Annotated in this window: 28 protein-coding genes; all 28 read right to left on the reverse strand. The window is 68.6% G+C overall.

Annotated features, from left to right (window positions below):
* Positions 1-15 precede the first annotated feature (15 nt).
* Positions 16-813 (reverse strand): RDD family protein, encoded by a 798-nt coding sequence (locus ACOJUJ_RS05935; protein WP_420125932.1) that lies wholly within the window; start codon positions 811-813, stop codon positions 16-18.
* Positions 806-1366, reverse strand: a complete 561-nt coding sequence (locus ACOJUJ_RS05940) for a GrpB family protein (RefSeq protein ID WP_420125933.1) — start codon at positions 1364-1366, stop codon at positions 806-808. Before ACOJUJ_RS05940 ends, ACOJUJ_RS05935 begins: the two co-directional genes overlap by 8 nt.
* Positions 1356-1901, reverse strand: a complete 546-nt coding sequence (locus tag ACOJUJ_RS05945) for a GrpB family protein (RefSeq protein WP_420125934.1) — start codon at positions 1899-1901, stop codon at positions 1356-1358. The genes ACOJUJ_RS05940 and ACOJUJ_RS05945 overlap by 11 nt, the downstream gene beginning before the upstream one ends.
* Positions 1902-1998: 97 nt before the next feature.
* A complete protein-coding gene (locus ACOJUJ_RS05950; RefSeq protein WP_420125935.1) occupies positions 1999-3117 on the reverse strand; it encodes a serine hydrolase domain-containing protein in 1119 nt (372 codons plus the stop codon).
* 556 nt (positions 3118-3673) lie between these two features.
* Positions 3674-4429 carry an Ig-like domain-containing protein gene (locus ACOJUJ_RS05955; RefSeq protein ID WP_420125936.1) on the reverse strand — a complete coding sequence of 252 codons (756 nt, stop codon included), beginning with the start codon at positions 4427-4429 and terminating at the stop codon, positions 3674-3676.
* Positions 4430-4564: 135 nt separating this feature from the next.
* A complete protein-coding gene (locus ACOJUJ_RS05960; RefSeq protein WP_420125937.1) occupies positions 4565-5677 on the reverse strand; it encodes a DUF5700 domain-containing putative Zn-dependent protease in 1113 nt (370 codons plus the stop codon).
* A gap of 153 nt (positions 5678-5830) precedes the next feature.
* Positions 5831-6979, reverse strand: coding sequence for a TolB family protein (locus tag ACOJUJ_RS05965; protein WP_420125938.1), 1149 nt, complete (start codon positions 6977-6979; stop codon positions 5831-5833).
* Between the two features lie 414 nt (positions 6980-7393).
* A complete protein-coding gene (locus ACOJUJ_RS05970; protein ID WP_420125939.1) occupies positions 7394-8464 on the reverse strand; it encodes a S41 family peptidase in 1071 nt (356 codons plus the stop codon).
* 38 nt (positions 8465-8502) lie between these two features.
* Complete coding sequence (locus tag ACOJUJ_RS05975; protein WP_420125940.1) at positions 8503-9009, reverse strand: DUF6653 family protein; 507 nt, start codon at positions 9007-9009, stop codon at positions 8503-8505.
* Positions 9010-9751: 742 nt separating this feature from the next.
* Positions 9752-10198 (reverse strand): globin family protein, encoded by a 447-nt coding sequence (locus ACOJUJ_RS05980; RefSeq protein ID WP_420125941.1) that lies wholly within the window; start codon positions 10196-10198, stop codon positions 9752-9754.
* A 100-nt stretch (positions 10199-10298) separates the two neighbouring features.
* Complete coding sequence (locus ACOJUJ_RS05985) at positions 10299-10670, reverse strand: VOC family protein (protein ID WP_420125942.1); 372 nt, start codon at positions 10668-10670, stop codon at positions 10299-10301.
* A gap of 65 nt (positions 10671-10735) precedes the next feature.
* A complete protein-coding gene (locus ACOJUJ_RS05990; protein ID WP_420125943.1) occupies positions 10736-11284 on the reverse strand; it encodes a DUF4199 domain-containing protein in 549 nt (182 codons plus the stop codon).
* Positions 11285-11408: 124 nt separating this feature from the next.
* Positions 11409-11915 carry a response regulator transcription factor gene (locus tag ACOJUJ_RS05995; protein WP_420125944.1) on the reverse strand — a complete coding sequence of 169 codons (507 nt, stop codon included), beginning with the start codon at positions 11913-11915 and terminating at the stop codon, positions 11409-11411.
* Between the two features lie 51 nt (positions 11916-11966).
* Positions 11967-12770: a class I SAM-dependent methyltransferase gene (locus ACOJUJ_RS06000; RefSeq protein WP_420125945.1), complete on the reverse strand. Its 804-nt coding sequence runs from the start codon at positions 12768-12770 to the stop codon at positions 11967-11969.
* A gap of 420 nt (positions 12771-13190) precedes the next feature.
* A complete protein-coding gene (locus ACOJUJ_RS06005; RefSeq protein WP_420125946.1) occupies positions 13191-13727 on the reverse strand; it encodes a YdcF family protein in 537 nt (178 codons plus the stop codon).
* Positions 13728-14114: 387 nt separating this feature from the next.
* Complete coding sequence (locus ACOJUJ_RS06010) at positions 14115-14387, reverse strand: DUF1905 domain-containing protein (RefSeq protein WP_420125947.1); 273 nt, start codon at positions 14385-14387, stop codon at positions 14115-14117.
* 25 nt (positions 14388-14412) lie between these two features.
* The gene (locus tag ACOJUJ_RS06015; protein WP_420125948.1) at positions 14413-15954 is read right to left on the reverse strand and encodes a TolB family protein; all 1542 of its coding nucleotides are present in this window, start codon (positions 15952-15954) and stop codon (positions 14413-14415) included.
* A gap of 666 nt (positions 15955-16620) precedes the next feature.
* Positions 16621-17673 carry a hypothetical protein gene (locus ACOJUJ_RS06020; protein ID WP_420125949.1) on the reverse strand — a complete coding sequence of 351 codons (1053 nt, stop codon included), beginning with the start codon at positions 17671-17673 and terminating at the stop codon, positions 16621-16623.
* A gap of 48 nt (positions 17674-17721) precedes the next feature.
* The gene (locus tag ACOJUJ_RS06025; protein WP_420125950.1) at positions 17722-18459 is read right to left on the reverse strand and encodes a carboxypeptidase-like regulatory domain-containing protein; all 738 of its coding nucleotides are present in this window, start codon (positions 18457-18459) and stop codon (positions 17722-17724) included.
* A gap of 164 nt (positions 18460-18623) precedes the next feature.
* On the reverse strand, positions 18624-19031 hold the full coding sequence (locus ACOJUJ_RS06030) for a hypothetical protein (RefSeq protein WP_420125951.1): 408 nt from the start codon (positions 19029-19031) through the stop codon (positions 18624-18626).
* 150 nt (positions 19032-19181) lie between these two features.
* The gene (locus ACOJUJ_RS06035) at positions 19182-19466 is read right to left on the reverse strand and encodes a thioredoxin family protein (protein WP_420125952.1); all 285 of its coding nucleotides are present in this window, start codon (positions 19464-19466) and stop codon (positions 19182-19184) included.
* Positions 19467-19515: 49 nt separating this feature from the next.
* On the reverse strand, positions 19516-19911 hold the full coding sequence (locus tag ACOJUJ_RS06040; RefSeq protein WP_420125953.1) for a DUF1801 domain-containing protein: 396 nt from the start codon (positions 19909-19911) through the stop codon (positions 19516-19518).
* Complete coding sequence (locus tag ACOJUJ_RS06045; RefSeq protein WP_420125954.1) at positions 19911-20138, reverse strand: DNA-binding protein; 228 nt, start codon at positions 20136-20138, stop codon at positions 19911-19913. The genes ACOJUJ_RS06040 and ACOJUJ_RS06045 overlap by 1 nt, the downstream gene beginning before the upstream one ends.
* A 77-nt stretch (positions 20139-20215) precedes the next feature.
* Positions 20216-20707: a hypothetical protein gene (locus ACOJUJ_RS06050; protein ID WP_420125955.1), complete on the reverse strand. Its 492-nt coding sequence runs from the start codon at positions 20705-20707 to the stop codon at positions 20216-20218.
* A gap of 26 nt (positions 20708-20733) precedes the next feature.
* Entirely contained in the window at positions 20734-21003 is a 270-nt protein-coding gene (locus ACOJUJ_RS06055) for a VF530 family DNA-binding protein (protein ID WP_420125956.1), read from the reverse strand.
* Between the two features lie 10 nt (positions 21004-21013).
* Positions 21014-21547, reverse strand: coding sequence for a hypothetical protein (locus ACOJUJ_RS06060; RefSeq protein ID WP_420125957.1), 534 nt, complete (start codon positions 21545-21547; stop codon positions 21014-21016).
* A gap of 98 nt (positions 21548-21645) precedes the next feature.
* Positions 21646-21813: a hypothetical protein gene (locus ACOJUJ_RS06065; RefSeq protein ID WP_420125958.1), complete on the reverse strand. Its 168-nt coding sequence runs from the start codon at positions 21811-21813 to the stop codon at positions 21646-21648.
* Positions 21814-22127: 314 nt separating this feature from the next.
* Entirely contained in the window at positions 22128-22808 is a 681-nt protein-coding gene (locus tag ACOJUJ_RS06070) for a hypothetical protein (protein ID WP_420125959.1), read from the reverse strand.
* Positions 22809-22919: the final 111 nt, after the last annotated feature.

Consider the following 22919-nt stretch of genomic DNA (forward strand, 5'->3'; position numbering starts at 1 on the left):
CTCAGCGGCGGATCATCAACGGGGATCGCCGGCTCCATCGCCCTGGGCTTCCCACGATTCCGGCGCCTGCGCCTGGTCGCCATCGCCCGCGTGGTGCCGCGCGCCGGGAAGGCGCCCGCGCCAGGCCAGCACCGCGATGGTGCCCCACAGCAGCGCCCACACGGCAAAGGCCACGTCGAGCGCGTTGTTCTCCGCACCGGAGCACAGGCCGGCGTCCAGGCACTCCGGGGATACCAGCAGCGCCGCCATCACCGAAACCAGCAGAAACGTGCCCACCATGTAGACGGCGGCGATACCCGCGCGCCGCCACCCCGATGCAGGCGCGGCCGGCCCGGCGTCGGCAACCCGCTCCGTCGCGAAGTCCGCGGGATTGGCGCGCGACCGGTCGCGCACCTGCACCACCGCCGCGGCGGCCATGTCGTGCAGCGCCTGGTGCCGCGCGGTGAGCGCGATAAAGAGAAAGGAGATGAGCCCGAAGACGGTCTTGGTAACGAAGCGCACCAGCGCCCGGTGAAACGGCAGCCGTCCCCCGGTGCTGGCCGAAACCACCTTCAGGTTCAGGAGCGTGTGCCCCACCGTGCCGCCCCACACGCTCACCATCACCGGCTCGTACAGCACCACGCACAGGAGCACCGCGCGGTTCACGGTGCGCGAAGCGGCGGCCGGAAGCACCCCGGCCAGCGCGGGGCCCAGCAGCAGCAGGGACGCCAGGATTGCCCCGTCCACCACCACGGCCTGGATGCGCCGGGGAAAGCGTCCGTACCACACATCATCCGGCGCCGCAGCCGCCACCGTCAGGCCTGGATCACGCATCGCGGGGATTCGATGGGGATGGATCCACCGGCGCCTGCTGGCGGATGCGCTGGACAAAGGCGCTTTTCTCCTCCGTGTAGCGGGCCCGGTTGTCGGGATGCGCCTGCGCCAGGCGCAGCTTGAGCGCGTCGTACTCCGCCGCCAGCGCGGGGTCGGCGCGCAGCCGGTCGCGAAACCACAGGTTCTCGGTCCAGGTGCGGCTCGCGTGCTCCACCACGTGCAGCAGGTGCGTGCGGGGCTGGCCCTTTCCGAACACGTGATGCCCCGGCACCCCCGCGCCCGGCACGTACCCGTAGCCCAGCGCCCGCAATTGCGGACGCCGCTCCAGAACGTCGTCGCGCCGCCGGACGGCGACCAGAATGTCCAGGATCGGCTTGGCGTGGATGCCGGGGATGGACGTGCTGCCAAAGTGCTGGATGTCGATCAGCACCCCCTCCAGCGCCGTACGCAGCCGCGATTCTTCCTCGCGGTACAGCTCCGCCCATCGCGCGGTGTGCGCGGCCAGGCGCACCGCACCCTGCCGCAGGCCCAGCACCGGCTCGTCAGACTCCATCGGCGTGCTCATCCGAAAACGATGCACGCCACGCCGCCGCCCTGCGGTCCATCTCCTTGATGAAGCCGTCCTTGCCGTCCATGTAGCCGTTCATGTCCTGGGGATGCTCCCGCGCCAGCTTCTGCTTCAGCTCGCCGTACGCCTGCGCATCCGCGGGATGGGCGCGCAGGTAGTCGCGGAACGCCAGGTGCCGCACCACCTGCTCCGAACCGGCCTGGAACGCGTGCACGTGATGCGTCCGGATGCCATCCGGATCGTCCTTGCGATAGTACCGGCGGCCGGGGAGGCCGTACTCGCCCATCACCTGGTAGCCCAGCGACTCCATCGCCGGGCTGCGCGCGTCCGCCTGACCGACGTCGTTGAGCTCCACCAGCAGGTCGATGATTGGCTTTGCGTGGATCCCCGGAATGGAGGTGCTGCCGACGTGGTGAACCGCGACAACGTTCTCGCCCAGCGCGGCGGCGACGTGCCGGGCCTCCACCTCGAACGCAGCGCGCCAGCGGGGATCGTGCGGGACGACTTTCACGTTCTTCATACGGATGCGGCGCCAGGCGCGGTGTGGTGCGGAGAATCCCAACAATACAGGGCGCCGGCTGACGCAGCCAGCGCCCCGCGTGGCTGAAAGGGCCGCGTCACTCGTAGCTGCGGGCGTTCTCGGCCAGCTGGGTATCCGGAAACAGGAGGGGGATGACCTGCAGCATCACCTTCATCCCGTTGGCCCCGTTGGTCAGCAGCACGGCGCCGTCGCGTGTTTCCGGAAAGTAGAACGCCAGCGTGCTCTCACCCCAGTCGCCGCCGCTGTGCATCCTCACCGTCTCGCCCGGAAAGTCCAGGATCTCCCACCCCAGCCCCATCCCCACGCGCGGGCACGCCGTCTTGCCCGCGTCGCACGACGTGGTGGCGCGCGCGTTGACCACGTGCACGGAATCGCGCTGCGCGGCGTACGCGGCGGGCAGGCCGTCGCGGTCCATCACGCCGATCAGGAACCGCGCGTAGTCGGCGGCCGTGGTGTACAGGTCGTCGGACGCCATGGCCGAATCGGCGATCGTGGGTTCGCGGTACCGGCCCTCGCGCCCGTACGGCAGGGCGATGCGCCCCGCGAACCAGTCCCGCCACGTGTGCGCCGTGCTCGTCATCCCGAACGGCCTGAACACGTGCTGATCCACCAGCGCTTCGAACGGCGTGCCCAGCTTTTGCTGCGCGAACCGCCGGGTGTATTCAAAGCCTTCGCCGGAATAGCCCAGCTCCGTTCCCGGATCGCGCTCAAACGCCAGCACGCGGCCGGGCTGCTGAAAGCGCCAGTTGGGAAACCCCGTGCGGTGGCTGAGCGCGATGCGCGGCGTAAGGCGCGCGTGGCGCGGGTCGGCGGCGACGTCGGGGTCTACCCAGTAGCCCGCCAGCGGCTCGTCCAGCGACAGCTCGCCGCGCGCCGCCAGCCGCAGCATGGTCTCGGCAAAGACGGGCTTGGCCAGCGACGCGACGTTGTACAGCGTGGACTCCGTCGCCGGCACGCCCTCCGCCTGCTCGCCGTAGACGCGCGTCCACTGCACCCGCCCGCCGCGGATGTAGGCGACGGAGATGCTGGGCACGTCGTGCTCGGCCAGCCACAGCGGCGCCTTTTCGTCCAGCGCGGCGGCAAGATTGGGCTCGCGTGCCATCGCGGCCGTGGGCGCCTGGGCCGCGGACCGCTGCGGGGCGCACGCTGCTACGGCCAATCCAAGGGCCAGCAGCCTGCAGGAATATGCGTACATGGGGAAATCCCGTTATCCGTGGTGGATTGCGGAGGCCGGTGGGTGGCGCGCCCGCGTTGCCGGATGGGATACCGCGGATGGGAGGATGGTTTGGATTCAGCCCGCGCCCTGCGGGATGCGACGCATCGTCATTCCGAACTCCGCCCGCACTGACGCCGGCCCTTGCACCACAAGTCGCGGGGCCGAGGATCTACTCTCGGATCGCGCGAGGCTGACGCGGCAGAACACCTCGCCTCAAGTCGGGCTACTGAAAACAGAGGTCAGGGTACAGAGGAACGGAGAACCGCCAGAGGAACAGGGAAGGGATGCGGATCACCTCTGTTCCTCTGGCGGTTCCCGGTTCCTCTGTACCTCCCGATGTTGTTTTCCGGATTCGGTATCACCATCACACGGGAGTAACGGGGTCAACGGTTTTGATCTTTACCGTTGACCCCGTGTGAGATACCCGGTTCTGCAGGCGCAGCTGGTGTTCATCCGATCGGCCACGAAAGGACGATCAACCGTGAGAAACGATGGGCGCCCCGGCTGCGTGTTCCGCCAAAAGCCTGAATGCGGACTACGGCGTGGTCTTGACCGTGATGTACTTCATGATCTGGGTGCCGCCCAGCGCGCTGTTGGGCCAGAAAACCGACATCTTGTCGCTGCGCAGCCTTAGCTCCAGCGCCCACTGGCCCGGCTCGGCGTTCTGCGGAATCTGGAAGGTGGCCTTCCAGATTCCGTCCTTGCCGGTGCCGCTGGCCATGGCAAAGGGCGTGTAGCCCACAAACTGCTGCGTGGACGGACTGAACAGGCGAAAAACGCCTTCGAACACGTCGCCAAAGTCGTCCGTGGCGTGAACGGTGATTTCCACGGTGGCCGGACCGGAGGCCACGTTCACCTCGGCGGGGGAGAACGACACGCTCTGCAGGCTGATCCCCCAGCGCACGTAGCCGTTGAAGACGACCGACGGCAGGTGGGTGACCGTGGCCTCCGCCACCTGCTGGCCCAGCGGCATGGAATTGTTGCCGTTGCGGAACTCCCAGTAGACCAGGGCCACGCCCTGCGCATCCGTAAGCGTCTGTGGAGCCGACAGCGTTCCCGCGCTTACCCGCCAGCTCACGCTGACCCCGGCCACGGGATCGCCGTCGCGGTCCGTAACGCGCACGCGCAGCGGCTCCGGAAGGGGGCTGAAGGCGAGGGCCTCCTGCTCGTCGCCGTCCAGCTTCTGCACGGACGCGGCGACCGGCATCTCGACCGGCGAGCCCTTGCCATCGCCGCACGCGGCGGCGCCGTGGAGCAGCAGGCCCACGAGCGCGGCGGAAAGAATACGCATTGTTTCACCTTGCGGACACGGGTTGGGCTCACCGCCCGGCATCGTACCGCCGGCGGTTCGCGCCTTGCTGACCCGCCGGCCGCGGCGGGTCCGGGAAATACGAAAGATCCTTCGCGCGGCCGCAAATCCGGCCGCTTACCTGTCGAGACTGCCCGCCAGCGACGCCACGTACGCCTCGGTTTCGCGCGAAAAGCGGCGGGTGATCTCCGGATGCGCGCGGTACAGCGCGATGTACCGCCGAAAGAACTCCGCCGGCGGCTGCCGGAACAGCGCGCCGATGCACCGCGCGCCGCAATGGCGTTCGATCGCCTTCGCCATCTCGTAGCCCACGAAGTAGAACTCGGGGTTGTCGCCCGAGAACCCCTGGTCGCTGGCCGTCTTGAAGGGGATCGTCCCCTCCCGCAGCTCCTTGAGCGTGCGGTCGAACAGGGCGAAGTTGGCCGCGATCTGCTCCGGTGCCGCGTTCATCCGGTAGCGGGCCCGCGCGCTTTCGATGGCCGGGCCGCTCCCCGTCTGGCGCGTGGGATCGGCGACCAGGTTGGCGGTGCCCTCCAGGAGCGTGCCCGCCAGCAGCCGTTCGGCCGGGGGGAGCGCGTCGTCGCTGATCCAGGCGCTGAAGTGGCCGGACTGCCGCTGCGCCGCCATCTGCAGCACGTGATACGCCTCGTGCACGGTGTTCCAGATGACGCCGTGGTAATCGCCATCCGCCCGGGCCAGGTTGGCGTAGAACGCCCGCGAGTCGTCCTCGAACGCAAAGCCGGTGGATACGCCCCCGGCGACAAAGTACACGCCGATCGTCATCGGCCCCGTCTGGGGCGCGTACGGCTGCAGCTGCGCCAGCGCCTCGCGCACAATCCGCGGCTCGTCCGCCCGCAGCGTGGCGATCAGGGTGCGGATCCGTTCCTTCTCCCGCCACGGGGCGTAGAGCTGGAAGGGGTTGCTGCGCGCGGCTTCCTTGGTCCGCGCGAACGAGCGGACGTCCGTCCGGAACTGGGGAACACCCACGTGCGGGATGAACCGCGTCACGTTGTCCACCATCGCCCGCACCCCGGGCACGCGCAGCAGCGAGTCCACGTCCGCCTCGGACAGCGAGTCCCGCTCGATGGCGTGCAGGATCGCCTCGGCGCCCGCGTAGTCGAATCGCATGGAGAGCGGCGCCGCGACGGGCGCGCTCGCCGCTGGCGCCGGTGCACACCCGGCCAGCGTGGCCAGCAGGAGCGCGGAACAGAGCGACAGGATGTTTTTCATGGGAGCCCGGCGTGGCGTGTGGGTCCGTTCTACACCCGCCGGCCGGTCGCCGGCGGAAGAACGTCGCACACTGCGATGCGGCGGAAGGCGGCGGCGTTTAAACGCACGTTTCCCGCACGTGGCCCGCGCCGTGCCGATCCCCCGCTCCGCCTCTTACCGCCCGCGCACCCAGCCGATGGCGTGGTCGTCGGCCGGGTTGTTGGTCAGGTTGGTCAGGCCGGTGCCGTCGGCGTTGACCACGTACACGTCGCGCCGGCCGGGCTGCTCCCACACGCTGAACGCCAGCCGGTCGCCGCGCGGGGACCACCCGTTGAAGTCGGTGGCGTGGTCCAGCGGCAGCCGCCGGAGGCCGGATCCATCCGCGTTGACCACGTACATCCCGCTCTGCTCCGTACCGTCGCCGTTGTACAGGTGCCGCGAGAACACCAGGCGGGTGCCGTCGGGCGACCAGGGGTTGACCTCGATGGCCTGAACGCGGGGCATCAGCCCGTCACCCACTTCGTCGGTGGTCAGCACGCGCAGGTTGGAGCCGTCCGCGTTCATCACGTGCAGCTTGAGGACACCGCCGTGCCAGTCGATGAACGCCACCCGGGCGCCGTCGGGCGACCAGTACGCGGCGTAGGCGTCGTAGTCCAGCTGCGCCACGGCGCCGGTGCCGTCACCGGGGGCGACAAAGTAGCGGTAGCCCACGCCGCAGCGGTGGTGGTAGAACGTCACCCGTCCCCCCGGCACCCACCCCAGCAACCCGACGGTCGGCGGCTGGGTGGCGGTGCACCCCGCCGCCCCGGCCAGGGTGGCGGTGGACAGGTCACGCTGGCTGGTGCCGTTGGCGTTCATCGTGAACACGGCGACCCGTCCCGCCCGCAGGCTCAGGTACGCCAGGCGGGTGCCGTCGGGCGACCAGCGCGGAACGTAGTTGCAGTGCTCCGTGGTAACCTGCGCCCTGGCCGATCCGTCCGTGTGCATGGTGAAGATCTGGGCGCAGCCCGGAGTGGCGCGGTCGCTGGCGAACGCGATCCTGCCGCCGTCGGGCGACACGCTGACCGAGCTGTGGAAGTCCCAGTCGGGGCCGTGGGTCAGGTTCTGGACGCCGGTGCCGTCCGCGTTCATCACGAACACGTCCGTGGGCGGGTAGAGCACCGTGGCCGAGTCCAGGACCTCGCGATTGCTCACGAACACGATCCGGTCTTCCCGCTCCGCCCCCGATCCCACGCCCAGGTCCTCGCAGGCGGCGGCGCCCAGCGCGAACAGGCCGGCGATTGCCAGGCGGGCACCACGGCGGAACTGCGGTCGTACACTCATCGCGACCTCTCCACTCTGAATCGGGCAACGGACATGAAAGCCGAAAGCGGGAGCCGGTCTCCCGTGCTGGTGACGGTACACAACGATCGATCGGAAGCGGATCGGACAGCCTGTTCGGAAACCTCAAAAAGAGCGGTCCGGGCGCGCGGCGGGTGTTCGGATGCCCGCGAGGGACCGGCTTCGGATGCCGGATCTGTAAGGGATCGGGCTCACACGGAGTTAGCGGAGCCATCGGCGTTTTCCCGTGCCGTTTTCCATGCCTCGGAATGCTCCGGATCCGGAAACGGATCATCCACAGAAATCAAAAATCTCACGCGGAGGCGCGGAGGAACGGCGCAAACATCCGCCGCGCCCTCCGCGTCTTCGCGTGAGATCCAGTGATGTGTGAAGCTCCTTCTCCTCGCGTAACCGTGTCTATCGTTCCTCGCCGATTTGCTGGATGAGACGCTCCAGCGTGGCGCGGCGGGCGGGGTCGCGCGTGGTGGCCAGGATCGCGCGCAGCGCCGCCGCGTGGGCGGTATCGAGCGCGGCGCCGGCATCCGTCTCCACGTCCGGCCGCACGCCCGTGCCTTCCCAGTTGGTGCCGGTGACCGGGTTGATGGCCCGGCCCGTGGGAAGCCGCAGCGCCAGGTTGGGCCCCGCGGGGCTGAACTCCGCCGGGTGCGCGCCCCCCGCGGTGGTTTCGCCTACGATGGTGGCGCGCCGCAGGTGCTTAAGGTCGTACGCGAACGCTTCCGCGGCGGAGAAGGTGCGGCTGCTCGTCAGCAGGTAGACGGGCCGCTCCGGGCCGTAGCGCGTGCCCGGCAGCTCGCGCCGGGTCCAGAACTCCACCGTGCGGTCCCGCGGCCGCCAGTAGATGGAGCTCAGCTGCACCGGCTCCGGGCTGAACAGGTAGCTGGCCAGCAGCTGGACCATCCCCGGGTCACCACCCAGGTTCCGCCGCAGGTCGATGATCAGCGCGCCGGTGCCGGCCAGCGAGTCCATGGCCGCCGCGATTGCGTCCCTCGCCGGCCGCAGCTCCGCGGACCCGAACACGCGCAGGTCCAGCAGGCCCACGTTTCCCTCCAGGATCTCCACCTTCTCCAGGCCGATCTGCTCCCGCAGCATCTCGTCCGCCGCCGCCCGGAGAGCCGCGTCCGGGAACTCGGCATCGGCCGGCGGTTGGGGCGCATCGGGGATGAAGGTGACTTCCAGGTGCTTGTCGTGGCGGACGGCGCGCAGATGCGCGGTGAGCGAATCGGCCAGCGCCTCGCCCACCGGAAGCCCGTCGTATTCGCCGCGGGCGAGCCGTGCGCGCAGGGTCCGGCCCATCTGGGCGCCCGCATCCGGATAGACGTACAGGCCCTCCACCGCCTCCGCGATGTTCTCGATCATCGCCGCCGGTGTGGGGTCGGCATCATCGTCGCTTTCCACCTGCGCCGGCATGCACGCGGCCGCGGCCAGGGCAAGCGACACGAGGAGCGGAGGGCGGAAGGCTCGGCGCATGGAGGAGCGTCCGGTGGGGGTGGAGCCGCGCGAGGGCGTCAGTACAGCCAGCGGCGGTAGTCGGGGTGTGCGTCCTTCATCTCCCCGTACAGCCAGACCATGCGGTCCAGGAACCACAGCTTGCCGCAAAACACCAGCAGCGTGCCGAACAGCGTGGGCCAGATCTGGAGATGATACAGGCCCCACGCCAGAAAGGGCAGGCCCAGCGCCGCCACGGCGCTCAGCAGGTGCGGCATGCGGCGGTGGTGCGGCGGGACGGGCACCTGGCCGCGCGCCAGCCACACGCGCTCGCCCAGCACGGCGCGGGAAGCCCAGTTGTCCGTGGAGGCCGGCACCGGGAAAAGCCGCGGGTTGATCCAGATCCACAGCATCGCCAGGACCACGGCCGGCGCCGCCCACCCGCCCAGCCACGTACGGCTCCAGATGGCGAGGATCAGCAGCGGAAGCCCGGTGTTGCGCGTCCACACGCTCCACGGGTTCGCGTGGCGCGCCCAGGTGCGCTCGTCCATCCCGAACGCGCTGGCCATCGCTTGCTCGTACGCCATCCGTCCTCCGCTGCGGGGGTGTGGGAGGGGTCGGGCATCACGTCACCAAGACAGTCATCCTGAGGGAGCGCACCACGCCCAACCCTGACCCGCGCAATCGATTGCGCGACCGAAGGACCTTCTCTCCGCCACCGTGAGGCCTGCTCCTGGGCAGCAATCCAGCCCCGCGGTTCTGTCGGCAAGGTCCTTCGGTCGCCGCCACAGATCGTGCAAAGGCAAGGATCTGCGCGGCGGCTCCCTCAGGATGACTGGCTTTGGGCATTGGGTCGGACAGCGGACCATGTCCGGCGTCAGCGGCCCGCGCGCAGGGTGCGGAAGGTGAGCGAGTAGCGGAGCGAATCCACGCCGGGAATGCTGTGCTCCCACTCCGTGTGCGAAGGGCCGCGCATCAGGTACGCCGAGCGGGGTTCGGCCGTGAGCGAGTAGCGCTCCCACGTTGCCCGTCCTTGCGCCGCAGCCGCAACACGGCCGGCGAAAGCTGTTCTCGCCCGTACTTTCCGAGATCAGTCATCCTGAGGGAGCGCCGCGCAAAGCCCTGACACCCGCACCGCCGTCTGCGCGCGACCGAAGGACCTTCTCTCCGCCACCGTGAGGCCTGCTCCTGGGCAGAGATCCAGCCCTCCGGCTCTGCCGGCAAGGTCTTCGGTCGGCGCCAAGCCGCGTCGTACAAACAGGATGCAGCGCGGAGCCTCCCTCAGGATGACTGGCTGTGGCGTGAACGGGGCCGGCGACGCCCCGTACCTCAGGCCGCCGCGCGGAGGAGCGTGGTTTCCTCGGCGGATTCGCGGGCGGCGCGCTGCATCACCGACGTCACCAGCGCGTACGTCTCGGCCCAGGCGTCGCGCACCTCGGGGGTGAACGCCGCGCCCAGCCCCTGCTCCAGCGTCCAGAGCAGCGCCTGGCCCACCGTCTCGTAGTGCGCGTCCTGCACGCCGTACCCCACGTGCCTGCGGCCCAGCGCCTCCAGCGCGGGGGCAAGCTCCTCCAGCCGGTACAGCCCGCGCACGGCCACCGTGAGCGTCTGCATCAGCTTCTTTTTCTGATCGCGCAGGTCCGTCGCGGGAAACAGCGGACGCAGCGCCGGGTCCAGCTCGAACAACCGATCGTAGAACAGCGTGGCGGCCGTGTCGGCGATCGGCTCCACCTGCATCCAGCTTTCCTGCACCAGCTGCTTCACACGAACGTCCATCGTGGCTCTCTCCAGGCTCCGGTGGGGATCCCGCGTCGTGCGGGTTGGAGCGAAAGTAGCGTGCGGCCGGGCGCTGGAGATGGGTAGAATGACCCGCCGGCTACACGTGCTGGTCGATCAGGACGGGGTTTCCGTCGGGGTCGATGGCCATCAGGTACGCGGGACCCGTCGTCGTCTCGTCCGCCTCGGCCATCAGCTCCACGCCCTGCTCCTTGAGCCGGCGCTGCAGCTCGCGGACGTCGGTAAAGCCGTCGACGGGGCGCGCGTTGCTGTCCCAGCCGGGGTTGAAGGTGAGCATGTTGCGGTCGAACATCCCCTGGAACAGGCCGATCACGTGGTCACCGTTCTTCAGGATCAGCCAGTTCTGCGAGGCGTCGCCGCCAAACGCGGTAAATCCGAACTTTTCGTAGAACGCCCGCGACGCCGCGAGGTCCTGCACGGCCAGGCTGATGGAAAACGCGCCGAGCTGCATGGGTTTTCTCCGTTGGATGAAAGAATTGGGGGATCGGGAGATGCGGAGGCCGCGCTCCCGCCGGCTTACGCCAGGGCCGTCTCCAGCTCGGGCTCTTCGCTGCGCCGGGCGCGGCTCAGGATGCCCGCGGAAACCAGGGCGAACACCAGTCCCACGGGAAGCGGCTCCAGGAAAGTAAAGGCGATGTTGACGGCGGGATTGCGGTACATCTCCATGAAGCGCTCCGCTTCGGCAACCTTCTGCTCGATCACCGCCGGGCTCTCGCCGCTGGTCCGCGCCCGCTCGATCATCGCTTCCTGGATGCTGGCCGCGTACTCGGGGTTGAGCTTGAAGTAGATGACCTCCCAGGTGGCGACGTAGCAGGCCGACGCCACCAGCGCGATCAGCGCCCCCACCACGAACGCCCGCCCGAACCCCACCCGGCCGCCGGCCACGTTGTCGCGGTACGAGCGCACGCCAAAGAAGACGAGCAGAAAGGCGAGCACCATCGTCGTATAGCCGACGATCATCCCGCGGTCGTAGCCGATCTCGTGCATGAACGGCATCGTCAGCAGCATCATCGCCGACAGGATGGCGCCCGAGATCAGCCCAAAGGTCCAGACGGTTTTCTTCATCGATCGGTTCTCCGCAAGCGCAGATGGGTGAGGCGTTCCGTGTGCCGCAACGGTAGCCCCGGCGGGGAGAAGCGCGCGTCACCCGAACGGGTGATTCGGGCGCGGATGGCCCAAAATCACCCGTTCAGGCGATGAGCCCCGCCTTCTTGGCAATCTGCACCGCCTGCGTGCGGCGCCGGGCGTTCAGCTTGTCGAACAGGCGGCTGGAGTGCGTCTTTACCGTGTTCTCGCTGACGAACAGCCGGGCCGCGATCTCGCGCGTGCTGAGCCCCTGGGCGATGGCCTCCAGTATCTCCATCTCGCGCGGGGTAATGCCCAGCTGCCGCACCCGCTCCGGGTCCGCGACAAACGGCTCGGTCACGCGCACGGGCACCTCCACCGGCACGTGGACTTCGACGGGGACGTGGATTTCGACGGGCACCTCGACCGGCACCTCGCGGACGATGACGCGTTCCTTCGTCTTTGTAAGCTTGAGGCCCAGCCAGATGCCCAGGACGGAAAAGAGCAGCGCGACAAGGCCGCCGTAGATCTCGATCGAGTGCTCGATGACGAGAAATCGGTATTCGATGAGCTTGAGGCCGGCGATCAGCACGCCGCCCAGCAGGCCGTAAAGCAGGATGATCTTTTTCACGCGACGAATATGGCCGCCCGCCGCGGCGTTGTCACCACGACGGTTTCGGCGTCAGCTCCGCCGGGCGACGGCGAGGATGTGGGGGCTCATGCCGAGCAGCGATGGCTCGGCCTCCACCATCTCCGCGATGCGGATCATCCCGTCCCGGCGCTGGGGATCGCTCCACCGCTCGTCGAAGTCCGGAAGCATGCCGCAGGGACCCTCCAGGCCGTAGCATCCATCCACCCGGAACCCCGCGTTCCGCAACTCGTCACCCAGCTCGTCGGGTCGATGGAAGTAGGCGTTGGTGAAGAATCCGTCCCGCCCGGGACGGTGCACGCCGTCGCGCACGGACGCGTCGACGATCCGCGCAAACGCGGGGTCGGCGAGCAGGTCGCGCATCAGGCCGTACAGCGCGTACGCCCAGCGCGTGATGGCGGCGGCAAAGAGCACCCCGCCGGGCGCCAGCACCCGCGCCGCCTCCGCCAGCGCCCGCGCCCGGTCCAGCGAATCGGTCAAGTGGTACAGCGGGCCCAGCAGCAGCACCACCTGCGCGGACCCGTCCGCGTACGGCAGCGCCCGCGCGTCGCCCACCACGCACGACGCGGGCGGCCGCGCGAGCCCGCCGGAGCGGATGCGCGCCTCGTCGATCAGGCGCGGGACGGGATCCAGCAGATGCACGGTGTAGCCGCGCTCCGCCAGCCACACCGCGTACGCCCCCGCCGCGCCGCCCACGTCCAGCACGGTGGCCGGCGCCGGCGGTGCGTGCCGCTCGATCAGCTGCCGGGTGCGGTACGCCTCCAGCTGCGCGAGCCCGCGCGTATGGCGATCCTCCTCGGGAGACCGTGCGTAGAACGCGGCGATCGTGGGATCCACGGGAATGTGCGGGTGGTGGTGAGGTCCCCATGGACAGTCGTCCTGAGGGAGGCGCCGCGATGCATCCTGCTTGCACGAAGGGCTTTGGCGCCGACCGAAGGACCTTGCCGGCAGTGTCGAGGGGCTGGATTTTCGGCGTGGATCGGGCCGCTCGCGAGCGGAAAGAAGGTCCTTCGGTCGGCGCCAGAGGATTGTGTATGAGCAGGTTAGGGAGCGGCGCCTCCCTCAGGATGACTGGCACGATTCGAGGTTTCTCAACACCCTCTCAGCCTCAGGATGACACCGCTTCACTTCGTGCTTTGAGGTTCAGCAACCTCTCAGAATCAACATCTCACGATCGGGCGTTCACGCGAACGGGCGCTGGACGAGGTAGAGCGAGTAGAAGAAGATCTCCCGCCCCAGGAACCGCGCCTTGCTGCGTCAGGTGCGATACCGGCTGGTGGGGGTGGGCGCGGGATGCGCGTCGATGCCCAGGTCGCGCGCCATGGTGACGGAGCGGCGCATGTGCAGGGGATCGCTGACGATGAGCACGCGGGGCCTGGCATCTGGCGCCAGGAGCGCCCGCGCTTCGACCAGGTTGCCGTACGTGATACGGGAGCGCGTCTCCACCGCGATCCGGTTCTCGGGAATCCCCGCCGCGACGGCGTAGCGGCGGGCGACCTCCGCCTCGGCGTGGCGCTCGCCGGCGCCCACGCCGCCCGTGAATACCATGCGTCGCACCCGGCCGCCGCGGTACAGCGCGATGGCGTGGTCAATCCGCGCGGCAAACACCGGCGAAGGCTCCGCGCCCCACACGGCGGCCCCCAGCACGATCGCCACGTCCGCGGCCGCGGGATCGTGCCGCCGGCCGTAGCGGGTAATCAGCCACGCCAGGCACAGCGTCCACAGCACGACCGCGCACACCACACCCACCAGCATCCGCTTGATGATCCTTCGCGCGGTAGACAGGCGACTCATTCGGGAGATTCGTGATCCGACCGCAAAAGCCAGTCATCCTGAGGGAGGCGCCGCTCCGCAACCTGCTGACATGCAACACTTTGGCGCCAGCCGAAGGACCTTGCCCGCAGAACCAGGAGCCCTTGAACGGCTCCCGGTGGCTGGGCCTCGCGCGACCCGACAAAGATCCTTCGGTCGCGCGCAAGCTTCTGCGGCAATGAAAGTTGCGGGCGTGCGCTCCCTCAGGATGACAGTGTGCTTCCGTGGGGAGCAGAGGAGGTTTGGCAACACCCGCTCAGCCTCAGGATGACGGGTTTCGCGCGGGGGGTCAGCAACACCCGCTCAGCCTCGGGCAATCCCTTTCTGCACTGCTGGCCTCGGCATCCTGCACGGTCCCGATCCACGCCTTCACACCAGGCCAAACCGCAGGGTGACCTGGACCACGTCACCGTGCTCCTTGCCCGCGCGGATGTTCTTCGGGACGGGCAGCAGGGTGCGGCCGGAGCGTTCGCGCCAGACGCTCGTCTTCCACTCCCGCCCATCCACCGTCGCCACGACGGGCGTGCGCCCCCACCCCTCCGTCACCGGCGGCGCCAGGTGCTCGGGCACGGGGGCGAAGGTCCAGCCGCCCTTGCCGTCCGTCCTGAAGAGCGTCGACGCGAACTCCACCCCGTGGTTCATTGCGGCGATCCCGTGCGGGCGCTGCCTACCGCGGCCGCCAGGCGGGATCCAGCAGCCCGTCCGTGTACGCCAGCGGCAGCGCGTGCTGCCCGTCCACGCTCATCAGCATGAAGGTGCCGCTGATTGTGACGGCCACCACCCACTGCCCGTCCGGCGACCACGTGACGCCGTGCCAGTAGCCGGGCTGCGACAGGACCTTGAGATCCGAACCGTTCGGCCGGACGACCTTGATCGAGCTGCCGTCATCGAACGCGATCCACTGCCCGTCCGGAGACCATACGGGCCGGTACGCCTCCAGCCCCAGCGCCACCACGCCGCCCGTCTGCATGTCCAGAATGCGCAGGTACCCGTCGCCCAGCCGCCCCGCGTTATAGTCGCGGTCGCGGTTGGTGGAGTAGGCCACGTACCGCCCGTCCGGCGACGGATCGGGGTTGTGATCCTCGTAGAACCACTGGGTGGGATCCGGCGAGATGCGCTCGACGCCGGTGCCGTCCGGGCGTGCCCGGTACAGGTCGATCTCCTGCCGCTCGCCGCGCGGAGAGCGGGAGAAGTAGATCCAGGCCATGTCGTGCGAATACGCGCCGCCCAGGTCAAAGGTGCGGGCCGGCGGATGGAACAGCGGCCGCGCGGTGCCATCCATGTCCGCACGAAAGATCTTCAGGACGCCGTCGGGGGCGGTCCCGGTCAGGAGCAGGTGGTCGCCCTGGGGAGACCAGCGGATGGCGGGATGCCGGTCCAGCTCCACCGCCTCGCGCCGCAGCACCGGCTGGTACCCCGAGCCGTCCAGCCCGAACCGCACCACCGAGTACCGGCCGGAGAGGTCCGGCTCCGTGAGCTTGAGCGTGCGGGCGGCCAGGGTGCCGGTGGGCACCACGCTCACCCACGCGGTGTCGGCGAACGTGCCCGAGCGGGCGATCAGGCGCGCCCGGCCAATCGCCGTGCCGCGCACCGTGGCGCCGCTCACCACGACCGGCCCGCTTTCCTGTACGAACGTCACGGGATCGGGCCGCGGATTGCCCCAGATGTCGCGCGTGTGGCCGCGAAGGGCGTACGTGGCGTTCACGTACAGCGCGCTGTCGCGCGGCTCGGCCACCACGCGCACGGCGCGGCCGGGGAGGATGGTGAACCGGGCCGTGTCCTGGTACCCCAGGCTGGGGACGGAAACGACCACCTGGCCGCTGTCGGCGTACTGCCCAAAGCGCACGCGCACGGCGGCGCGGCCGCTGCGGTCCGTGGTGCGCGGCAGATAGCCGCCGAAGAAGTCGCCCGTGGCGGACTCACCGACAAGCACCCGCGGCACCGGCTGGGTCCCGGACCAGTGCGGGGGCTCCAGGGGACGCCCGACCGGCTGGAACAGGACTTCCACCCCCGGCACCACCCTGCCCAGCGAATCCCTTACCTCCACGACGAGCGGATTCTCCAGTGTGCTCAGCACGGTGTCGCTGGGAAGCGTGCCGATGACGTGCAGCCCGGGCGAGCCCGACTCCTTGCCGGGACCCGTAAGCCCGTCGCAGCCGGACAGCACGAGTGCCAGGGCAAGCCCCAGGATGGAATGACGGCGGTGCATGGAGATACAGCGAAGCGGGTGGATGGGAACGAGGACAAAGATACCACGCGCCGTGAACATCTGGCAGCCCCGGAACCGGACGGACTCACCCGGATCCGGAAAAGAACACGGGTAAACCCGGCGGAAGGTGTCATTCTGAGAGAGGCGCGCACTCGGTCCTCTCCAGACACACCGACGCCCGTGCGCCGACCGAAGAATCTGCCGGATGGGCGCACGGTCCTGTCGGCTGCGTGGGGTTCCGCGCGAGAACCCGCCCGTTTCCGAAAAGAGATTCTTCCGTCGGCGCACGGGACCGCCGCGCGTTTCCGCACGCTCGTGGCGCGCGCCTTCCTCAGAATGAGTGATCTTCTGGACGCGATCTCCAGCCGGTACCAGCGCGCGGGCGCGTACGATCGGTTTCGTAAGCACCGCGGACGGACCGGACCGGCTCGCCTGGAAAAGGCTCGCGATCAGCCTTTCACGGTAAAGCCGTACGGCCTGCCTATGAAGCTCACGTTCTCCCGGAACCAGTTCGTCGCGGTGCAATCGCTCTACAGTAGCCAGCCGGGGGATCGGCTTGATCCCGGCCTGCACGGAACTGCATGTGGCTGCGCCCGCCAGCACGTTTCCGTAAATGTCAGAAGTCCGCGCATCGTGATGCTGCCAGGCACCGCAAAAGGAGCAACGTCAGTCGGTCCCGGGCACCTGCTCACGGAAGATCGTCGGCAGAATCCACACGGCTTCGCGCGCGGGGTCAAAGATCATGCGTCCCAAAACCCTGAGAAACGAAGACCCGAGTTGCGCCGCCGGCTCACCGATCGTCGCGATCCCGCCGCACTCCCCCGAGCCTTTGCCTTTTCGCACCAGGTAAACGCTAGAGTGGCGATACATGGCGGCTCCATCGGGAGCCTCGATGCGGAGAAGATGGCCGGGTAGTACGTAGACCAGATCGGTCCGTGCAACCTTTTCGCAGTCCTCCACCGTGGTACTGGCCACCTCGACAAGCGGCAGGTTGGCCGCGATCAGCATTGCGTAGTACGCATCGTTGATGTCGACCGAATACGGCCAGACGGCATCTCCATAACCCGGGTCTATCTGTGCCCATGTCCTGGTTCCGATCGCGTTGCCACTCCAGCCGTTCTGAAAGTCGATGTAGAGCACCGGCACGTTCGCACGGCTCTGCCCCACGGGGTTCGCGCTGAAGAATCCCTTCTGATCGAACCGCCAGAAACCTCGCGCGCCAAGCCCATCCGTATCGCAACGTTCCGATACCACCAGGTGCTCGTCGTTGGCGTTCTCGAACCGCATCTCCACAACCATCTTCGACAGCAGATCGGTGCCGATCACACCCAGCTGGTCGCCAACTCCCTGCTGAACGACGTTTCGGTCATAGACTTCAAACCGGTTTCGTTCGGGGAGCCCGGGGAGTTCAGGTCCCGCCAGCGTCACCGGACCATCACCGTTGGCCAGCAACCCCTTCTCCACCGACGACGCCGTGGCTCCGTAGTCGATCAGAAAAGGCCCCCTTCTGCCGCCCACCGTCAGCTCGACGTACGGCTCACTCGAGAGCGGCGGTGTCTTGATCGAGAAGCGCTCACCCGGACAGAAGCTTTGCGCGCTCGCCCGCGGCACGAAGGAATCACCCGGCGAGTCGGGAGCAACGTTCAGCACTGGAGCCGCACGAGACGTGCATCCAATCAGCGCCGTGGAGAGCAGAAAGACACGCGCCGCATTCACCATGATCGCATCTCCGGTTGAGCAGGCGGGGGATGAACGCGGCGTCCGCGATTACCGGACGGCCAGGGTCGTATCCAGCACCAGCGCCGGCTGCGCGGCGTCGTCCTGAAAGGTGTGGAGGACGCGGAAAATGTAGTCGCCGGGCGGCAGGCTGCGCACCACCACGTTGTAGAACAGCGACCCGCTCCCCGCGTCGCAGGCTTCGCCCGTCGCGCGCGCCTGGACGGTCAGGGTGATGACGGAGCCCGTGCGCTCGGCGTTCCCGGACAGGTGATAGCAGAAGCTGGGCGTGGGGAACCAGCCGCGTACCCCCACGCCCCGCCGCTGCGCGACCGCGTTCACGCGTGCGTACGGGAACTCGGAAATCTGGTCGAAGACCCCCACCACCCGCAGACGGCGCGGACGCGCGGTAACCGTGACGGGCTCCAGCCGGTGCGCGACCGCGGCAACGCGCACGTCCACGTCTACCGTGTCGTTGGGTCCCACCGTGCTCGAGCGGCCGGCCTCGGCGTAGCCCGCGCGTACGACCTGCACCCGGAACGGCCCGCCGCGGCTGAGCCGAACCGAAAAGCGCCCGTCCGCCGCCGTGGTCGTCCGCAGCGCGCGCTGGCCGCTGCCGATCACCGCCACGCGCGCCAGCGCCACCGCCGCGCCGGACTCCGCGTCCACGACGCGCCCCCGGACGATCTGCGCGGCCGCCGGGGTGGACAGCGGGACGAAAAGGATGACCAGCGCGGCAGCCGCGGCGCGAAGCCACGAGCCCGCAAGGCAGTGTGCTACGATACCCATTTCACTATCTGGTGTGAGCCCGCGGCAACGCGCGGGCGGACCGTGTTCTTTCTGATTACGAAATGCCGGAGCGCCCGGAGCCGCTCCGGCATTCGCGTTTGGGACGGGTGCACACAGCCCAAAGGGAAAGAAAGCTGATGGCGTACGTCCCGGGCCGGGGCAGCTCAGGGGGCGGCGAGCTCAGCCTGCAGCGCAAAGCAGGAGAGATTTACCTTCGCGTTCGTGTTCCTTGCCCCGCCGGATCCCCGGGGCTCAACCGTCGCTTCGATGGTAAAGGTTTGCCCCTTCCGCAGGAAAAAGTTGTGCGCCGCCGACGCCATGAAGCCGATGTTCGACGACTCGCCTTCGAACGAGTCGTCCTGGGCGACCACGTTTCCACCTACCTTGAGCGTCAGCAGGATCCCGGCACCCGCGGGCGTTCCCTTGTAGTGCGCCCACCCGGACGCGGTGATGAGCACCATAGCCCTTCCCGCGTACGGCCCGATCTGCAGCCGGGCCTGGGCCGAGTTCACGCCGGACGCGGACACCTCTTGCTGGTTTTGCGCCGAGTTGAGGATGGTTACGGCACCCATTACTTCCTCCGCGGAAAATTGAAAGAAAAACCGCCTGGGATGAACCACGTCCCGGCCCATCCAGGGCCGGGACTTCTGATGAAGTAAGAACATCCGCACGGCGAAGCAATACTTTTCGCCACGGCCTTCTCCCCCGCCCTGCGGTCGCCGCTACGGCGCAACGTCCCGGTCAGGGGCGCACTGCGCCAGCAGGTGCCGCACGTTCTCCGGGGTGATCATCCGTCCCACCAGCCGAAAGGGAACGCGCTCCCCGCGGATGAGCGCAAGGGTAGGCACCGTTTTGATGCGCCGGCGATCGGCCTCCGCGCGTCCATCGTCCTCGTCGATGTCCCAGCGCGCCAGCTCCATCCCTGCCCGCGCCGCGATCTGCTCCACGACGGGCGCCTTCTCGTGGCAGACGCCGCACCAGGGGGCGCGAAAATAGGCCAGGTGCATGGGTTCGCCCGTTACGTCGCCGTGCGCTGGCGAGCCACCCGGTTCCATGTCAGCTCCGCCGGGCATCATCCGTGGGATTGCCGTGGGTTCCGTTCAGCGCGACGGCCTCCCGCGTCAGGCGGCGCACCGTCCGGGGATCGACCGTCGCTCCTTCGCGCAGTTCCAGCGTGGCCATCTCGTATTTTCCGCCGGGCTTCAGGCGGGGTTCGATCTCCCGCAGCCGCTGCCCCCGCCAGAACCCGAACAGCACCCGCTCCGCTTTCGCGCGGATGAGCAGGACGGGCCCGTTGGCAAGGTAGACCAGGTGCCCCCACTTGATGGCCTCGTCCAGCGGCGCCGCCTCCCGCACCGCCGCGCGCAGCGCTTCGACGCACGCCCGCCGCCAGCCGTCCAGCGCCGCGACGCAGGCGTCGGGATTGGCCGCGGGGGTGGATTTCTTCATCATCACGGACTGCGGAACTGGCGCCCCGACGCGGCGAGCGCATCGCGCAGTATCCCCAGCGCCTTGGGCCCCATCCCGTGCAGCGCCAGGAGTTCCGCTTCCGTGCGATCCTCCAGGCCGGCCATGGACCGCACGCCGGCCCCGTGCAGCGCCCGCAGCGACGGGCCGCCCATGCCAGCCGGGAACGCGGCGCGGTTGGGGTGCGTGGCTTCGGTCGGTTTGCTCGGCATCGGTTGGATGAGGGTGGAACGGTTCGGCGACGGCGTGCTCTCGCGGAGCCGCGGCGGTGTGGATCCCGCCCAATCCTTTACACTCCGGACGCGCGGAGCACCCGGCCGCGGCATCGTGCCGCCGAAGCCGTGAACACGACGGCGCCCAGCACGCCGCCGGCAAGGTAGAACGGAAGCGTGGACAGATCGAGCCGCGCACCCGTCAGCCCGATCCCGAACCCGCGTGACAGCCCCGCCGGGATGAGCGCCAGCGCAAGGAGCATTGCGGCGGCGCCCAGGCCGATGTTCACGGCATACCGCCACCCCGCCGCACGCCGCTCCATGGGGCCCTCCGCCGCCAGCACCAGCGCGGCGAAGGCCGCGATCAGCAGGATCTTGGCTGCCGGCCCCACCTCATCGGCCACCCGCCAGGTGGCGGCGAGAACGCCCTGAAGCCCGCGCGCTTCGCCGGGGCCGCCGCCCGCCACCCCGGCCAAAACCAGCAGCGCGCTGCTGCCGAACACCATGGCGACCCACGCCCAGAGCAGCGCGACAGCCGTGCACCGCACGCCGCCGCGGCGCTGGGCCATCACACCCTCGTACATCGGCGCCACCCTCAGCCCGGCCCCGGCGCATCGTCCGGCGGTGCGGTGTCGGTCTTTCGCGGATGTGCCGCCGAGTGAAGGTACAGCGACTCCACCTTGGCGCGCGCCCACGGCGTTTTGCGCAGAAACTTGAGCGACGAGCTGACGCTGGGATCGTGCGTAAAGCAGCGGATGCTGATCCGCGCGCCCAGCCCGTCCCAGCCGTACCGCTCCGCCAGGTGCTCCACCATCGCCTTGAGGGTGATTCCGTGCAGTGGATTGGTGTGCTTTGCCTCGTGCATGGGGATGGGCTCAGGGCTGAAGGACCACGGATTCGATCGCCCGCACCGCCGCCGCCAGGTCCTCCTCCGGCGCGTCGCTGAAGCTCTGCGCGTGCAGCATCACCACGCGTGAGCCGGCGATCACGCCGTAGATCACGCCGCGCATCCCGCGCCCGCCGCCGATCCCCCGCCATTCGGCGCGCGCCGCGGGCAGCCCGGAAAGCTCTATGCGGCCGCGGCTGACCACCTGAAAGTTGTCGCGGCGCCCCTCCATGCTCGTGAGGAACTCAGCCACCAGCGACTCCGTCGGATGGGCGTCTCCCGGCTCCGGCAGGCTCTCACCGGCCACGTCCAGGTCGATGGTCGTGACCTGCAGCACCGTGCCCCGCTGCGTGCCGGGGATGTCCCGCACGAACCCGGCGATCTTCCACCCCGGTGCGTTGCTCTGGACCTGCGGCCCTTGGAATCCCGCGGGAACGGCCAGCCGGATCGGCCCGTCCTCGTACTGCGCCGAGAGGGTGGCGGGCCGCATCACCAGCAGCAGGCAAACAATCAGGTTTCGCACAGGATCTCCCGGCAGGTACAGGGCTCAAGACGCGGGGACGCGTGATTCGCGCACCGCCGCAAGCAGCTCCGCGGGAGGGTAGACCCGTCCGCGCGCGATCACCAGCTGGATGTCGCGCGTGGCGCGGATGTCCGCGCCAGGGGAGGCGCCCCGGCCTCCGTGATCACCGTCGCGCCCACGATGGCCAGCGCCTCGTCCTGCGCCGCGGCCGGGGCAACGCCGCAGACCGCCGGCGCGGCAAGGACGCGGACAAAGGAGATCCGCATCCTCGCCAACGTTCCGGGAATGGTTATCGAGAAAGGAAGAACGGGACGCAGCACGTGCCCGGCAACGATAGTCGGCCCCTCCCCCGAGCGGCAAGGAGTACGGCGCCCTCGCGAAAGGCCACGGGCCCGGTGGTCCGCGCACCCGGGATGTGCGCGTTCGGTATCACGCGTGCGGAATCACGACGCCCGGATGCACGGCCAATCTCAGGTTGCTCGACACGTCGGGGGGACCATCGACGAACGTAGGGAGCCACAGGCGACGGGCTGCGCCTGGTGCAGTTCCGGGACGAGGGGGCACAGGGCAGGATGGGGGATTACTCGGCCGGCATGAACGTGCCGAGCACCGCAAGCAGAACGAAGATCGCGCCGCATACGATCGTGGCGATGTGCTTGCCTGAATACGTACGGTCGGGGGCCACTCCCCGCTGTCCGGCAAGGCCGTTGATGGTGTGTTGCACCGGGATCAAGGGGATGAAGCTGAACAGGCTGATGAGCCACCACGGATCGGGCAATCTCCACAGGGCCGTCCAGATCAGGAAGAGAGTCCCGAGAAGCCCCGCACTCCAGTTCACGGGCCGGCGGTGGCGTAACGCATAGTCGTCGATCTCGCCAAAGAGCGAGAATCCCCAGAGTGGAGCAAAGAACGCCCGCCAGAAAGGACTGAGATCCCGCCGCAACTGGTTCTTTACGAGCTTCCAGTTGCGATAGAACCAGTACACGTCATACAACCCCAGGGTACAAATCGAAAGAATCACCAGTTTCGTCAGGTCGAGCGCGTGAAATGGCACTGGCTCGACGGCGGAGCCGGATGCCGGCACATCAGCGCCAGAAGCCGGTCCGCTTCGCACGAACGAAGCGGTCTGCCCGTTGTCCTGCTGTACTGGAGGATCCGTCGCTTGACCTTGCGGTGCGGATCGCGGTCTTCCACAAAGGATGCATGCCGGATTTGCATCCGACGTTGATGTACCGCAGTCCGGGCATGTGATCAGCGCCATTGTTTCGATCGTTGTATGGGTTTCCATGAGAGCCTGACTGCTGTACAGATAAAGAAATCCGACTACTTCCGCAAGTATTTTCTCATTAGGAGCGGATGCTCGCTGGCGGGC

Origin of the sequence: Longimicrobium sp., assembly GCF_048594345.1 — a bacterium.
Classification (GTDB): Bacteria; Gemmatimonadota; Gemmatimonadetes; order Longimicrobiales; family Longimicrobiaceae; genus Longimicrobium.